The 13981-nt window shown below is 58.8% G+C and carries 14 protein-coding genes; 5 read left to right on the top strand and 9 right to left on the bottom strand.

Annotated elements, in window-relative coordinates; translation table 11 throughout:
• Window positions 1–55: 55 nt before the first annotated feature.
• Entirely contained in the window at window positions 56–2983 is a 2928-nt protein-coding gene (locus HX875_RS21910; protein WP_177045624.1) for an HD domain-containing phosphohydrolase, read from the bottom strand.
• A 113-nt stretch (window positions 2984–3096) separates the two neighbouring features.
• On the bottom strand, window positions 3097–3768 hold the full coding sequence (locus HX875_RS21905) for an NADPH-dependent F420 reductase (RefSeq protein ID WP_177045622.1): 672 nt from the start codon (window positions 3766–3768) through the stop codon (window positions 3097–3099).
• A gap of 97 nt (window positions 3769–3865) precedes the next feature.
• On the opposite strand from HX875_RS21905, the gene HX875_RS21900 reads away from it, so the two are divergent.
• The gene (locus HX875_RS21900) at window positions 3866–4762 is read left to right on the top strand and encodes a LysR family transcriptional regulator (protein WP_177045620.1); all 897 of its coding nucleotides are present in this window, start codon (window positions 3866–3868) and stop codon (window positions 4760–4762) included.
• Here HX875_RS21900 and HX875_RS21895 read toward each other — a convergent pair.
• The gene (locus HX875_RS21895) at window positions 4759–5607 is read right to left on the bottom strand and encodes a LysR family transcriptional regulator (RefSeq protein WP_177045618.1); all 849 of its coding nucleotides are present in this window, start codon (window positions 5605–5607) and stop codon (window positions 4759–4761) included. The genes HX875_RS21900 and HX875_RS21895 overlap by 4 nt on opposite strands.
• Window positions 5608–5704: 97 nt before the next feature.
• Here HX875_RS21895 and HX875_RS21890 point away from each other — a divergent pair, with 97 nt between their 5' ends.
• Together HX875_RS21890 and HX875_RS21885 are read left to right on the top strand one after the other, a co-directional pair.
• A complete protein-coding gene (locus HX875_RS21890; RefSeq protein WP_177045616.1) occupies window positions 5705–6604 on the top strand; it encodes a DMT family transporter in 900 nt (299 codons plus the stop codon).
• 158 nt (window positions 6605–6762) lie between these two features.
• Entirely contained in the window at window positions 6763–7092 is a 330-nt protein-coding gene (locus HX875_RS21885) for a YXWGXW repeat-containing protein (RefSeq protein ID WP_063032202.1), read from the top strand.
• A gap of 15 nt (window positions 7093–7107) precedes the next feature.
• On the opposite strand, the gene HX875_RS21880 is transcribed toward HX875_RS21885, so the two are convergent.
• The 3 genes from HX875_RS21880 to HX875_RS21870 form a co-directional block, all read right to left on the bottom strand.
• Window positions 7108–7482, bottom strand: a complete 375-nt coding sequence (locus HX875_RS21880; protein WP_177045614.1) for a hypothetical protein — start codon at window positions 7480–7482, stop codon at window positions 7108–7110.
• A gap of 74 nt (window positions 7483–7556) precedes the next feature.
• Window positions 7557–7952 carry a PIN domain-containing protein gene (locus tag HX875_RS21875; RefSeq protein WP_177045612.1) on the bottom strand — a complete coding sequence of 132 codons (396 nt, stop codon included), beginning with the start codon at window positions 7950–7952 and terminating at the stop codon, window positions 7557–7559.
• Complete coding sequence (locus HX875_RS21870) at window positions 7949–8263, bottom strand: AbrB/MazE/SpoVT family DNA-binding domain-containing protein (RefSeq protein ID WP_177045611.1); 315 nt, start codon at window positions 8261–8263, stop codon at window positions 7949–7951. Before HX875_RS21870 ends, HX875_RS21875 begins: the two co-directional genes overlap by 4 nt.
• A 98-nt stretch (window positions 8264–8361) precedes the next feature.
• On the opposite strand from HX875_RS21870, the gene HX875_RS21865 reads away from it, so the two are divergent.
• Complete coding sequence (locus HX875_RS21865) at window positions 8362–8754, top strand: RidA family protein (RefSeq protein ID WP_177045608.1); 393 nt, start codon at window positions 8362–8364, stop codon at window positions 8752–8754.
• Between the two features lies 1 nt (window position 8755).
• Here HX875_RS21865 and ppnN read toward each other — a convergent pair whose 3' ends face one another.
• On the bottom strand, window positions 8756–10129 hold the full coding sequence (ppnN, locus tag HX875_RS21860; protein ID WP_017477293.1) for a nucleotide 5'-monophosphate nucleosidase PpnN: 1374 nt from the start codon (window positions 10127–10129) through the stop codon (window positions 8756–8758).
• A 147-nt stretch (window positions 10130–10276) separates the two neighbouring features.
• The gene (locus HX875_RS21855; protein ID WP_177045606.1) at window positions 10277–11101 is read right to left on the bottom strand and encodes an aspartyl/asparaginyl beta-hydroxylase domain-containing protein; all 825 of its coding nucleotides are present in this window, start codon (window positions 11099–11101) and stop codon (window positions 10277–10279) included.
• 385 nt (window positions 11102–11486) lie between these two features.
• Between HX875_RS21855 and fabV the strand changes: the two genes are divergently transcribed.
• Entirely contained in the window at window positions 11487–12680 is a 1194-nt protein-coding gene (fabV, locus tag HX875_RS21850; protein ID WP_177045604.1) for an enoyl-ACP reductase FabV, read from the top strand.
• A 65-nt stretch (window positions 12681–12745) separates the two neighbouring features.
• On the opposite strand, the gene HX875_RS21845 is transcribed toward fabV, so the two are convergent.
• Window positions 12746–13978 carry a CyaA/EF/ExoY family adenylyl cyclase toxin gene (locus HX875_RS21845; protein WP_256348151.1) on the bottom strand — a complete coding sequence of 411 codons (1233 nt, stop codon included), beginning with the start codon at window positions 13976–13978 and terminating at the stop codon, window positions 12746–12748.
• Window positions 13979–13981: the final 3 nt, after the last annotated feature.

Raw genomic sequence — 13981 nt, 5'->3', positions numbered from 1 at the left:
ATGTAAAAAGCCCGCTGAACCGGTAACGGTCAGCGGGCTTTTTGTTGGCTGCGAATCAAGCGTCTTCAGTGCAGTTCATGTCCAGGTAGGGCTGGATATCCACCGCATCAATCAATTCCTCGGGCAGGTAACGCCGGGCGTATTCAAGGTAGATCCCCGAGCGCAGGAACAGGTCGAAAATCTCCGGGTCGATGTGCCGATCCTTTTTCATAAAGCCCATGATCTTGATCGCCTCCGACAACTTCTTGCCCTTTTTATAGGGCCTGTCGACGGCCGTCAGTGCCTCGAAAATATCCGCGATCCCCATCATGCGTGCCGGCCAACTCATCTGTTCGCGGGTGAGACGCTTCGGGTAGCCGTTGCCGTCCATTTTCTCATGGTGGCCGCCAGCTATTTCCGGGACTTGCTGGAGGTGGCGCGGGAACGGCAGTTTTTCCAGCATGCTGATGGTCTGGATGATGTGCTCGTTGATCTTGTAGCGCTCTTCTTCGGTCAGGGTGCCGCGGCTGATACACAGGTTATAAAGCTCCCCGCGGTTGTAGAGGTGTTCCGGAACCTTGACCTTGAAGCCGTACGGATTGTCATCACTCAGGGTTTCGCGGCTGCTGCGCGGGAACAGGTGATCGGCACGATCTGCCAATAAGGGTTCCATGGTTGGAAGTTCTGCTTCGGCCGAACGTTGTTTACGGGCACTTTCTTCGTTGGAAACGCCGATACGGTCTGAGAGGGTGCGACGCCACGTGTAGTTGGCCAGCTTCTGCACGCGTTCAACACGGTCCGGCGCCATAAACTCTCCGCCAATATTGCACTGGGCCACAAAGGCAAAATCGTCATCCAGTTGCGCGAGCTTTTCAGCCAGCTCTATCTGCAATGTTTCGGCCGCACCTCCAGCGGCGATACTTTTCCAGTAGTCGAGTTCGGCGTCGCGCTTGAGCACTTCGAAACGCATCCGCACTTCATGGATACGGTCGTACAGCGTTTCAAGCTTGGTGGCTTTATCCACCACATATTCAGGCGTGGTGACTTTGCCGCAGTCGTGCAGCCATGCCGCGATATGCAGCGCCTCCCACTGCTCCTCATTGAGCGCGAAATCCTTGAATGGCCCGTCTCTTTCAGCACAGGCCGCGTGGGCGAGCATCTTCGTCAGCTCAGGTACGCGCTGGCAGTGGCCGCCGGTGTAGGGGCTCTTGGCATCGATTGCACCGGCGATCAGCTGGATAAACGACTCCAGCAAGGTCTTCTGCTCATCGATCAGGCGCTGGGTGTTAAGGGCGATGGCGGCGGTGCTCGACAAGGCTTCCACGAAGGCCATGAGCGAGGGTGTCAGTCGCCGTTCGTTCTCATCCACCAGCAACACGTGGACGCCCAGCAACAGGCCGCTGCGGTCCTTCAGCGGTAAAGCCCAAAGCGTCAGTGAGGTTTGGATATCCTTCAGAAAACCAAAATGAGTCTGCAATTGTTCCCGGCTTAATCGCGCAGGCTTTGCCTGGGGCGTATTGAGTGCCTGCACCAGTGGGTGGTTCGGGTTGTCGGCCAGTTCAATCGGCTTGCCCTCGGTGGTTTCCTGTAACTCATTGCCCCAACGCACTCGCGCCACTTTCAAGTGGCCGGCATGGGCATCGGCCAGATAGATCAAGCCGCCTTTGGCACCGGTGGTCTCCTGCATTTCCATCAGCAAACGCGCCAGCAGGTTCTGGAAGTTGGTCTCGCTGGACAGCACCGTCGATAGTTCCAGAAAGTGCTGAATGGTGGACTTCATGCTGCCCATGGCATGTGCCAGGTCGATGACCTCGGCGATGTTCGATTTAACCTGCGTTGATGCCTCAAAGTTGAATTGTTCTATTTGCGTAGCCTGATGGGTTAATGCCGCCAACGGCCGGGATGCCGCACGGGACATGGCCAGGGCCACCAGGATACTCACGACAAGAAACGCCAGGGAGATGAACAAGCCGTGATTGCGGGTGGCAATCGCATTGGCCATCAGCTCTCGATACGGCGTTGTCATCCATAGGGAAAGATTTTCCGTGCCCGCCAACGGCAGTTCAACGCGCATGCCTTGCCATTCACCGTCGCGGGTACCGAGGCTTAATCGGTCGTTGTGTTGGGTGGCCGCTGCCGCCACAAATTGTTGAGTCACCGGCAGGCTTAGCTCATCCAGGCGCGCCAGGCGATTTTCGCCATTGCTGTTCGATATCAGCCGCGAACCCTTTTCAGAGCTGATCACCTCGTTTTTATGATTGAGGATGGTCAGGTGTGAGCCCGGGGTGATTTTGGCCGACTGCAGAAGTTGGTCGATAGAGCGCAAGCTGATATCGATGCCAGCGACCCCGGCACCATTTTGCGTAGGCTGAGCAAAACTGACCCCTACGTCCTCGGTGCCGAAAAACGGGTATGGCTGGGTTGCAAACAGCTTTCCTGCGGATTTCGCGCCTGTGTACCAGCTGCGGGTGCGGGGATCGAACTGGTTGGCTGGATCAGCCCGGCGCTCCATAACGGACAGGTCGGCGTTCAAATAGAGATACTCGCCGACAGGTTTGCCATCGTGTGCCTGGATGTTCTGCAGGGTCCAGGCGGTGCCTGTTGGCGGTGCCAGCCTTGGATCTCGTGCAGGGTTTTCATCCCCGCGAAACAGCATGAAAAAATCGCCATTGCCGTATCCCATGTAAACCCCTCGCACCGCCGGCTGCGCCTTCAGCATCGTCACCAGGAAGGGCAGGCTGTCGAGGCGTTCATCCAGGGTGGTGGCGTTCATCAGGCGCTGCTGTGACAGCAGGCCAACGGTGAGCTGGGCGGGTCCGTACAGGTTCTGCAACTCTTTGAGGGTGAGCTGGCCGGCGATCTCGAAGCGCGAACGGGCCTCATCGGCCATGAACCGCTTGGTCTGCAGGAATTGATAGCTGAGGTTGATCAGCGCAAAAAGCAGCAGCAACCCGACGAACAGGTAGGAAAGGTGCACATAGAGAGGGACGCGACGAGATGGCATTTTGCAGCACCCCTGCGAAATTGATCGTCGTGTGACTATAGGTCGTATTTGCGGGGCTGGCAGTGCCTGGGGATCCGCCGAACACGACAGTGGCCGGCGGGGTTTTACAGGGTTTACGGTCTGGACGTGTACCAGTCACCGGCGGGCAGCTCTACTTGGCGCTCCGCCGCCGCCAGGGCCGCCTTCAGCCCCTCTTTGTCCAGTGGAATGCAGTACGCAGGTTTGGCGCGTTCAAACCGCCAGCTCTCATCCAGCCCGCCGGCATCCACTGCGTCAAAGCCTATGTCGTCCAGCAAGGCAATCACTTGCGCCTTGGCGGCCGGATCATCTGCAGCGACCGGCAGCGCACGCCGATCGGGTGCGCCGCTGCTGCGCGCGTCCTGGGTCAAGTCTGGCGCCAGGATGGCGTTGAACACTTTCACCACCGTCGACTGCGACAGGTGCTCGGCCACCAACCGGCTGGTGGTGGTTTCAAAACGGTCGAGCACTGGAATATGGCCATCGCGATCCGGGTAGTAGTTGTTGGCATCCATCACGATTTTGCCTTCCAGCCACTGCGCCGGCACGCTGCGGTAATGCTCGAACGGAATGGCCAGCAGTGCCAGGTCGCCAAATTGCGCTGCATCTTGCGCAGTGCCCACTTGAACCCCGCGAATGCCGCTGCGCACGCTGGTCATTGACTGAGGGCCACGGGAGTTGCTCAACATCACTTCATGGCCGGCGGCCAATGCCAACTGCGCAACGGCGCGTCCGATAAAGCCTGCTCCGATGATGCCAATTTTCATGTCGGTGCTCCTGGGTTGAGAGAGCCGTTATGATGATTAGCGACTGGATGGCGATAAATGGCCATTCTGATCTTGGTGTTGTTACTGGGAGTGGTGAATGATGGACCGCCTTTCAAGCATGAATGCCTTTGTGACGGCTGCCGAGATGGGGTCCTACGCCCGTGCGGCGGAGCGTTTGAGCCTGTCGCCGCAGATGGTGGCCAAGCATGTGGCGGCCCTGGAGCATCGGCTGGGCGCCCGCTTGCTTAACCGCACCACGCGTCGGCAAAGCCTGACGGAACTCGGGAGTGCTTACTACGAGCGCTGCAAACATATCCTGACGGAGGCTGAGGCGGCGGACTCCCTTGCACAGATCATGAATGACACGCCGCGGGGCAAGCTCAAGATCAGCGCTCCCGTGACGTTTGGCTCCTACAGCCTGATGCCGCTGGTGACCGAGTTTCTACGGGACAACCCCGAGGTGGAAATCGACCTGCACCTGACCGACCGGTTTGTCGACCTGGTGGAGGAGGGCTACGAAGTGGCGTTCCGTATCGGCCCTCTGGCAAGCAGCAGCCTCACCGCCCGGCCGTTGCAGCCCTACCGTCTGGTGGTCTGTGCCGCACCCAAATACCTGGCCGAGCGCGGTACGCCGCTGACGCCGGCAGACCTTGAACACCACGAGTGCCTGGGATACGCCTACTGGTCGCGCCCGGTCGATCGCGAATGGTCGTTCTACCAAGGCGCCGTCTTGCACAAGGCGCAAGTCACCAGCCGCCTGCACGTGAATGAAAGCCGGGCGTTGATGACTGCGGCGCTGGATGGCTTTGGCATTGTCCTGGGGCCAGAAGATTTTTTGCGTTCGGCCCTGGCGCGCGGCGAACTGGTGCGCGTGCTGCCGGAGTTTGAAGCGCCAAGCCGGCAGATGCATTTGCTCTACACCGCGAACCGCCAGCGCACCGCCAAGCTGCGGCGATTTGTCGACGCGGTGCTGTTGCGTTTCGGCCCGCCCTAGACGCTGAAGCCGACTTTGACCTGCTCATACACATGCAGCGCCAGCAGGTTGCTGCTATCGCAAAGCAGATACAGGTGATGCACCGGCAATGGGGGCAATTGGGCCCCGGCAATCACTCGGGTCAATCCCTTGCCCATGCGGCTTTCTTCCACCAGGCCCACCGCCATGCCACTGCGAATGCACGCTTCAACGGCAGGCGAACTGGCACTTTCCAGCAGCACCCGATAGTAAGTGCCGTGCTCCTTCAGCGCCCGAATCGCGGCGGCGCGATAAGGGCAGCCTGACAGTTGCACCGCAATCGGTAACGGCGCCTGCTGTGGATAGCTGAAGTGTTCGGCGGCGACCCACAGTGGCTGGATTTCCCCCAGGCGTTCGCCCTGTTCCAAGGGCAGGGCGCTGACAATCAGGGCCAGGTCCAGCTGTTTGCTGCCGAACAACGTGAGCAGTTCGCCACTGGAACGCGCTTCCACCTCCAATTCCAGCAGCGGGTTGTCGGCCACCAGGCGCGGCAGAAAATCCTGCATGAAGTCGGGTGCGTAAGAGTCAGGCAGGCCGAGGCGGATCTTGCCCTGCATGCGTTGCGGCGTGAGGGAGGCCAGCAAGCGGTCGTGGCTCTTGAGGAACTCGGTGGTTTCACCCAGGAGTTTCTTGCCGTACATGGTCAGCTCAACCCCCTGGTTGCTGCGGCTGAACAGGCGCTGGCCGACTTGCTCTTCGAGCTTTTTAATCTGTGTGGTCACCGTGGAGGCACTACGGTGCACGTGGTTGGCCGCTTCGTTGAATCGCTGATAGCGGGCTACCGCGTGAAAGGTGCGCAACAGGTCGATGTTCAGTTGTTTACTCATGATTCCACTTTTATGGATTAGTGGTGCAGATTATTCAAATATACAGAATCATGCGCGGCCCTTAGCCTTTCGGTCAATCAAGCGAACCGGAGGCTCAATGAAACGATCGACCTTAGGGCTGCTGCTGTTACAGATAGTCTTCGTGCTGTCGTGGAGTTCGGGCTTTATCGGCGCGAAATTGGCGGCCCGCAGTGATGGGGTGTTCAACGTGCTGTTCTGGCGTTTCCTGCTGGTGTCGCTGTGCCTGGCGCTGTTCTTGAACGTGCGGCTGCTGAAGGTTTCCTGGGGGCGGATCCGCCATCACGCCGTAATCGGGTTCCTCTCGCAATTTCTCTATTTGAGCTGTGTCTACGTCGCGATCCAGAACGGCCTGCCGCCGGGGATAGCGGCGATCATCGCGGCCTTGCAGCCGTTGATGACGGCGGCCCTGTCATCGGGCAGCGTGGCCGAGCGCAGTGGTGGCTGGCAGTGGTTGGGGCTGATGATCGGTTTTGCCGGCGTGGCGATTGTGATCTCGGGGCAATACCGCAACAGCGGAGCCGATGTCGGGCTGGTCATGTATGCATTGCCCCTGGTGTCGGCGCTGGGGCTGACCGTCGCCACGCTGTATGAACGACGTTCGGCCCAGGCTCAGTCCGGCGACCTTGCCCTGGCGTTGTTTATCCAGTCGTCGTTGACCTTGATCGGTTTTGCCGCAGCGGTGCTCTACACCGATACGTTGAGCATTCCCCGGGCCCCCGATGTGTTGATCTCCATCCTTTGGCTGACGGTGTTTTCTACCTTCCTCGCTTACCTGAGCCTGTGGATGTTGTTGCGGGTGATGACGGCCACCCATGTGGCGGCGCTGGTGTACCTGGAGCCCCCGGTGACATTGGTCTGGGCCGCACTGATGTTCGGCGACGTGATTTATGCATCGACGTATATAGGGATCGCCGTGGTGGTGGCAGGCCTGATTCTGGTGCGCCTGAAACAACCGGTCGCAGTGTGTACCTCTTGAAAAGGTCAGTTTTTCTTTACCTGCCGTCTGCCCGCAGGTTCAGCAACCTGACAGTTGGCACCTGTTAAAAAGTCTTATAGCCAAGCAGGAGCGCGGCTGGAACAAGGGGGCATTTTTTACTGGTGTAAACGCTGGGCGGTGACGCCCGAGGATTCTGTATGTTGTTACGTTATGCGGCATTGGCGGCGCTGGTCGTCGCGGCTTCCGGGTGTGTAGAGGAGCGGGTCGTGCATGATCGACGACCGGTGCAGCGTGAATATGTAGAAGTCGTCGCGCCGCAACCGCCGCCGGTGCAGGTCATCGAGGTCGAGCCCGAAGGGCGGCCAGGCTACCTGTGGTCGCGGGGTTACTGGCGCTGGGAAGGCGGGCGTTATGTGGCGGTGCACGGCCACTGGGAGCCGGAGCGTCCAGGTTATCGCTACGTGCATCCGCATTGGGTACAACGCAATGACGGCTATCACTGGCAGGGCGGCGGCTGGGTTCGCTGACCGTATTGCAGTCGCTTAAATCGGCTTCTGTGTACCCAGAAGCCGAACTTCCCTGAGCAGCGCCGCGCCCAACTGGCCGGTGCCCAGCTCCTTGTAGCCCACGGCTTTTACGTCGCCATTCTCTTCCGCCTGGATGAGGATCACTGGTGTTTGCTTGCCTGTGGCTTCGTCGACATGCATCGCGTACTGCGGGATATCCAGCTTGATCGGCGTGCCTGCCGCCTGGCCTTTCACATTGATCAGAAAGGCCGCGCAACCGGTATCCACATCCTGGCTGGTGGCGGAGCGGCCACTGACGAAGCAGGTGGAGGGCAGGTCGGGCCAGGTGATGGTTTCGGCGAAGGCCAGTGGGGACGTTAACGTCAAGCCGGCGAGAAGAAGCGTGCGCACGTTGGTCGTATCTCTGGATAAAGTCGGTAACGGCATTTTCTACCAAAGCCTGAACGCTGCTGCAACGCGGCGTCTCATGTCAGCCGCCGCATGCCTGTAGCCTTGGCTGCGTTGGTGTCAAATGTCGCCGTATATTCACATCCAGCTGCGTGGGCACAGCGTTCAATCAGGCAGTCGGCGAAGTCGGCCTTGGTGCTTGTGAATCGCCGCAGTGCCTGCCAGATGACTTCGGCGTGTTCTACAGTCAGTTCCCGGGTGCGTAGCAGCGTTTCCAGGACGGCAACCACTTCACTCTTGGCGCACTGGTAGCTGGATTGGAGGACCCATACCAACTCCACCACTGAAACCAGGCTGACGAAACCCGGCGAGGAAGTGGTGAGAGATTCGATCAGTCTGGATGCTTTTGGCGATTGAACGGGGTCATCTTGGGTGACATAGCGCACCAGCACATTGGTATCCAGTCCGATCATCGTGCTTTTGCCCCCTGCGCAGCGATGGCCAGGTTCATTGCTTCGATGCTGACAGGTTTGGCGGGTTTGCGGATCAGCCCTTTGAGGTCCAGTACGGTTTTGCTGGCCGCGATGATGGCGAATTTGCCTTCTTCCATTTCCACAAATTCGACCCGGTCGCCAGTGTCCAGCCCAAGCGCGGCGCGGACTTGAACAGGGATGGTGATTTGTCCTTTTGAAGTAAGTGTGGCGGTAGCCATGTTGAAAGCCTCTCTCGTGATACTCCTTACCTTAGGGTAAGGAATTGTGGAGGGCAAGATCCATTGGTCCATAGATTACTCATCTGGCGTGGGTGGGTCGGAACAGGTAAAACGATAGTCCGAACTGTCCCTGTCGACACGCCTGATACCGGCCTCAAGAGATACAACATATGACCGACCGCCACCTCATCATCCCCACCTCCATGCAACCCATCGTCGAGCGCGCCGGCTACGTGCCGGCCGTAAAAGTCGGCAAGACGTTGTACTGCGCAGGCCAGGTCGGCCGCACGGAAACTCTGGAAGTCATCACCGACCCCGAGGCGCAATTCGTCGCAGCCTGGGAGAGCCTGCGGCTGGTGTTGGAGGAGGGGGGTTGTACGTTTGAAGACGTGGTCGACATGACCACTTACCACGTGAACATGAGCGAACACATGGCGGTTTTCCGTGAAGTGAAAAACCGCCTGTTCCCGCGAGGGTTGTGCGCCTGGACGGTCATTGGCGTATCGGAACTGGCCAATCCAGGCTTGCTGCTGGAGATCAAGTGCGTCGCGGTTCAGCGCTGACTTACTGCACCACGCGATAGCACGGCACGTACGCAGCGCCGCCCGGCAGTTTCATCCGGTGCTGCTCCACAAATGCCTTCAGCAACTCATCCAGCGGCTTCATGATCGCCGGGTCGCCATGAATCTCATACGGCCCGTTCTGCTCGATCAGGCGAATGCCCTTGTCCTTGACGTTGCCCGCCACGATCCCGGAGAACGCCCGGCGCAGGTTGGCCGCCAGTTCGTGGGGCGGCAGGGCGTGGCTCAGTTGCAGGCTGGCCATGTTGGCGTGGGTCGGGTCGAACGGGCGCTGGAAGCCTTCGTCGATCTTCAGCAGCCAGTTGAAGTGGAACGCGTCGTTGCGCTCGCGGCGGAACTGTTTGACCGCTTTCAGGCCGGCCGTCATCTGCCGCGCCACTTCTGCCGGATCATCAATGATGATCTGGTAGTGAGCCTGGGCCGCTTCCCCCAGGGTTGCGCCCACAAACGCGTGCAGCTGTTGCAGGTACGGCGCGGCGTGTTTCGGCCCGGTGAGGATCACCGGGAACGGCACGTCGTGGTTGTCCGGGTGCATCAGGATGCCCAGCAGGTACAGGAACTCTTCAGCCGTGCCGGCGCCGCCCGGGAAGATGATGATGCCGTGGCCGACGCGCACGAAGGCTTCCAGGCGCTTTTCGATGTCCGGCAAAATCACCAGCTCGTTGACGATCGGGTTCGGCGCCTCGGCGGCGATGATCCCCGGCTCGGTCAGGCCCAGGTAGCGCCCGCCGGTAATGCGTTGCTTGGCGTGGGAAATGGTCGCGCCCTTCATCGGCCCTTTCATCACGCCGGGGCCGCAGCCGGTGCACACGTCGAGACTGCGCAAGCCCAGTTCATGCCCGACTTTCTTGGTGTATTTGTATTCTTCGGTATTGATCGAGTGCCCGCCCCAGCACACCACGATCTTCGGCTCCACGCCCGGGCGCAGGGTGCGGGCGTTGCGCAACAGGTGGAACACGTAGTCGGTGATGCCTTGGGAGCTGCTCAGGTCGATGCGCTGGCTGTCCAGTTCGTTTTCGGTGTAGACGATGTCGCGCAGGGCGCTGAACAGCATTTCCCGGGTGCTGGCGATCATTTCGCCATCGACGAAGGCGTCAGCCGGGGCGTTCAACAGTTCGAGGCGCACGCCACGGTCCTGCTGGTGGATGCGTACTTCGAAGTCTTTATAGGCGTCGAGGATGGTCTTGGCGTTGTCGATATGCGCGCCGGTGTTGAGGATGGCCAGGGCGCATTGACGGAAGAGGGTGTAGATGCTGCCGGTACCGGCTTCGCTCAGTTGCTGGACTTCACGTTGCGACAGCGTTTCAAGGCTGCCTTTAGGGCTTACGGAGGCATTGATGACTTGTCTTTGGGGCATTCTGATTCCCTGAAAGCACAGCCACCGGACCATGGAAGGCCAGTGGCTTGAGGATAGTGCGCGCCGTTAACGGTCGCATTGGACTGGCATTTTCCCCGGCACTGGAGCCGAGCGCAAACACCGTCGCGCACCATCATGCCGCAGAAGTTACTGAATCAGCTTCCAGTTTTTGTAGAAAAACCGCCGCAAGGTAAAGACCGCTCCGGCAAAGCCGGCGATCAGGCCGTTGAGAAGGGACGGCACCCGGGTAGGCCGCACGATATCGATGAACAGGCAGTAGCGCTTGGCGTCGTTCTTGTTGAAGGAGGCGTGCATCAGCGTGTCATCGAAGATAAACAGCGGGTCATCGTGCCAGTAGTGCTTGTGCTTGCCGACCTGGATGTAAACGCCGTCGTGATGCGGCGCCGGTGCCATGTTGTAGAGCACGCGGAACATCATGCGCAGCGGGCCGAAGTGAAACGAGGTGGAGCGGTTTTCATTGAACACCGACACGCCGATGGTTTTCACATAGGGCAGTTTTTCCCGCAGTTGCGGAATATCCAGGGTGGTCTCGATCGGACGGCCGTACCACTGGAAGAACAACATGCCGCGCTTTTTCTCGGCCATGCGCTCATCCAGGTACTGGATGATTTCGTCTTTGTTGGCCATGGCGTCGTCGATCACCTTTTGCAGGTCTTCGCGCCAGGCCGCAGGCAAGTCGTTCATTTTATAAACGTGGCGATTGCGCTGACTCAACAGGTCAAACAGTGTGTTGAACGGCGCCAGCAGCCAGGTATTGCGACCATTGCCGATGAAATACTTCTTGATGGTCGTACCGTCGTACAGGCCATTGCGCAGGAAGTCGTACAGCCCGCAGAACACCACCAGCAGCAGAAACACCAGGGTGGTTTTCGGGAAGCAATAGATGAACAGCAATACACCAAGGACCCAGGCGGCGGACGCCAGGCGTTTGCGGATGACACTCTTACTCATGAAACTTGGCTCCATCGGGCGGTTTTCGATTGCTTCAAAACCGTCCGCGATCGACTGGCAGGCCAGGCAAAGGAGTCAGTCAACCCGTAGGGCATCATGCCCGAGCTGAAACATATCGAAATAATATAGTCATGATAGGGTGTTATCGCGCTGAGGTGGCGTTTTAAATGCTGGAAATTTGTGAAGTCACTGCACAGTTTTTTACCGTTGTCCCTTTAAAGCACCTCGGCTGATAGCCGCATCCGCCGTGTTGCGGATAGCATTTTGTGAACAGAAGATTTGCGACTATCGTGACGCTTCGGTTTTCCGGGCGTCATAGACCGGTACGATTGACGCTGTAATGGCCACCATTGGCCTTCGGCACCTTGGAAGAGGCAGAAATTTTATGATCATCAAACCGCGGGTTCGTGGCTTTATCTGTGTGACCGCTCACCCGGTTGGCTGTGAAGCGAACGTCAAAGAGCAGATCGACTACGTGACCCAACACGGTGCCATTGAAGGCGGCCCGAAAAAGGTGCTGGTCCTCGGGGCTTCCACCGGCTACGGCCTGGCCGCGCGCATCAGCGCTGCCTTTGGCTGCGGCGCCGACACCCTGGGCGTGTTTTTTGAGAAAGAAGGCGAAGAAGGCAAGCTCAGCTCTGCCGGCTGGTACAACAGCGCCGCCTTCGAGAAGTTTGCTCTGGAAAAAGGCCTGTACGCCAAGAGCATCAACGGCGACGCGTTCTCTGACGAGATCAAGCGCCTGACCATCGAAACCATCAAGAAAGACCTCGGCAAGATCGACCTGGTGGTCTACAGCCTGGCCGCGCCACGCCGTACCGACCCACAAGGCGTGGTGCACACCTCCACCCTGAAACCGATCGGCAAGGCCGTGACCCTGCGCGGTATCAACACCGACAAGGGCGTCGTGGTCGACACCACCCTTGAGCCGGCCACCCAGGAAGAAATCGACGGCACCGTGAAAGTCATGGGCGGCGAAGACTGGCAGCTGTGGATCGACGCCCTGCGTGACGCCGACGTGTTGGCCGAAGGCGCCAAGACCACCGCGTTCACCTACCTCGGCGAGAAGCTGACCCAGGACATCTACTGGAACGGTTCCATCGGCGAAGCCAAGAAGGACCTGGACAAGAAAGTCCTGACCCTGCGCGAAAACCTCGCTGCACTGAAGGGCGACGCCCGTGTGTCGGTGCTCAAGGCCGTGGTCACCCAGGCCAGTTCGGCGATCCCGATCATGCCGCTGTACCTGTCGCTGCTGTTTAAAGTGATGAAAGAACAGGGCACCCACGAAGGTTGCATCGAGCAGGTCTACGGCCTGTTCAAGGACAGCCTGTACGGCAAAGAGCCCAAGCTCGACGCCGACGGCCGCCTGCGTGCCGACCTCGCGGAACTTGAGCCGAAGGTTCAGGACGCGGTCGCGGCACTGTGGAATCAGGTCTCCGACGACAATGTCAACGAGATCAGCGATTTTGCCGGATACAAGGCGGAGTTCCTCCGCCTGTTCGGTTTCGAGATCGACGGCGTGGACTACGACGCTGACGTCAATCCAACCGTGAAGATCCAGGGCCTGGTTCAGGCCTGAGCGATGTGAGCAGGCCGCGACCTTGAAGAGGTGTTATCAAGGCCGCGGCGGGTTACTTCACAACTTCAGGCGGTGCGGGATGAAGAGAGGCGCGCCTGTGCCTCGCTGAACGCGGGCCGCCTGACGTTTACCACTTCTTTTTCCCACAGTGGGTTCAAGGGCATGTGGTAACCACTGTCTTTGGCTGTCCGGATCAGTTCTGCCATTTCCTTGCTGTCATTGATGATGGCGATTTCGTCGAACCGTCCGAGTTTGGCCGGCAGGAAAAAGGTTACCGGGTAGTTGGCAGCAACATCAGCCGCCGGGTTCCCTGAATCCGTACTGTGGTGAACCACCCGCTCTCCCTTCCCCACCAGCGCCTCATTGATCGCCGGGATCATGTTCGCTATTCGCGACGTGGCATTGCCGATGTTGCTGTCTTCCTTTTGATAAAAACGATCAGCGCTTTCATAGTCTTCGCGCAGTTCATTTGGCGCTTTGTATTGATTGGGATCTGCGCTGCGTTGTTTATAGCCATCAACCCGCTCCTTAAATACGCTGTGGGCGACATCCGGCACGGGTAGCTTGTCTTGCGGGCCGAGGTCACTCATGTGAGGGCCGATCAAGTGCAAATCATAGTCAGCCGTCAGGGCTTTGCCGCCTTCGGTTTTTGCCAGCACTTCGACAGGCTTGCCTTGGTGGGTGATTTGAAAGTCGTTATCTAAAGGTGATTGGCGCTTGCCTTCGAATGCGTAGATTTTATGGCTGGGTCCCTGTGCATTGAAGCGTATGACGCCGTCAGGAGTCTCGGGTTGGAGTTGATCGATTTTGCCGAGCTTCAGCAGGTCGTTAAGGCGGTTGCTCGACACCGTCAGCGGAACTGAAACCGCATAGCCATCCTGGATGCAACTGGTGGTTTGCTCGCTGGCCTTGGCGATTTTCTGCGGATTGGTTTCAGAAAACTTCTCCAGTTTACTGAGCCCCTGATCCACGCAGATCAGGCCGGCCTGCGGCCCCCAGTCGGCACTTTTGCCTTTGATATGAAAGTCTTTGGTGGGATGCCCTGCCTCGATCAGCCCGGTTGCCACTGGCTCGACGGCACGTACCCCAATGAGGGTGTTGTGCTCAGCGGCCAGGCGTTGGAAAGGTGCAAGATGGCCTGATGCAATTCCGGTCTGGCCCTTGACCCGTTCGATCGCCGACTCCAGGGACCGTTTCTCCAGAGGGCCGGATCCGGCCCCCTGTTCCATTTGACGATTTTCCAGCATTGCTCTGCTGGCGCTTGATGGGGAAATGACAGAAGTATTAATAGTGTTCATGGG

The organism is Pseudomonas yamanorum (genome assembly GCF_013386765.1).
Lineage (GTDB): Bacteria > Pseudomonadota > Gammaproteobacteria > Pseudomonadales > Pseudomonadaceae > Aquipseudomonas > Aquipseudomonas yamanorum_A.
Note: the sequence above shows the minus strand (reverse complement) of the source record. Positions and strands in the feature narration are given on the sequence as shown.

What these genes read in the sequence shown, in the direction of transcription:
- HX875_RS21910 (WP_177045624.1), bottom strand. Translation starts at nt 2,983, where the DNA reads ATGCCATCTCGTCGCGTCCCTCTCTATGTGCACCTTTCCTACCTGTTC.
- HX875_RS21905 (WP_177045622.1), bottom strand. Translation starts at nt 3,768, where the DNA reads ATGAAAATTGGCATCATCGGAGCAGGCTTTATCGGACGCGCCGTTGCG.
- HX875_RS21900 (WP_177045620.1), top strand. Translation starts at nt 3,866, where the DNA reads ATGATGGACCGCCTTTCAAGCATGAATGCCTTTGTGACGGCTGCCGAG.
- HX875_RS21895 (WP_177045618.1), bottom strand. Translation starts at nt 5,607, where the DNA reads ATGAGTAAACAACTGAACATCGACCTGTTGCGCACCTTTCACGCGGTA.
- HX875_RS21890 (WP_177045616.1), top strand. Translation starts at nt 5,705, where the DNA reads ATGAAACGATCGACCTTAGGGCTGCTGCTGTTACAGATAGTCTTCGTG.
- HX875_RS21885 (WP_063032202.1), top strand. Translation starts at nt 6,763, where the DNA reads ATGTTGTTACGTTATGCGGCATTGGCGGCGCTGGTCGTCGCGGCTTCC.
- HX875_RS21875 (WP_177045612.1), bottom strand. Translation starts at nt 7,952, where the DNA reads ATGATCGGACTGGATACCAATGTGCTGGTGCGCTATGTCACCCAAGAT.
- HX875_RS21870 (WP_177045611.1), bottom strand. Translation starts at nt 8,263, where the DNA reads ATGGACCAATGGATCTTGCCCTCCACAATTCCTTACCCTAAGGTAAGG.
- HX875_RS21865 (WP_177045608.1), top strand. Translation starts at nt 8,362, where the DNA reads ATGACCGACCGCCACCTCATCATCCCCACCTCCATGCAACCCATCGTC.
- ppnN (WP_017477293.1), bottom strand. Translation starts at nt 10,129, where the DNA reads ATGCCCCAAAGACAAGTCATCAATGCCTCCGTAAGCCCTAAAGGCAGC.
- HX875_RS21855 (WP_177045606.1), bottom strand. Translation starts at nt 11,101, where the DNA reads ATGAGTAAGAGTGTCATCCGCAAACGCCTGGCGTCCGCCGCCTGGGTC.
- fabV (WP_177045604.1), top strand. Translation starts at nt 11,487, where the DNA reads ATGATCATCAAACCGCGGGTTCGTGGCTTTATCTGTGTGACCGCTCAC.
- HX875_RS21845 (WP_256348151.1), bottom strand. Translation starts at nt 13,978, where the DNA reads ATGAACACTATTAATACTTCTGTCATTTCCCCATCAAGCGCCAGCAGA.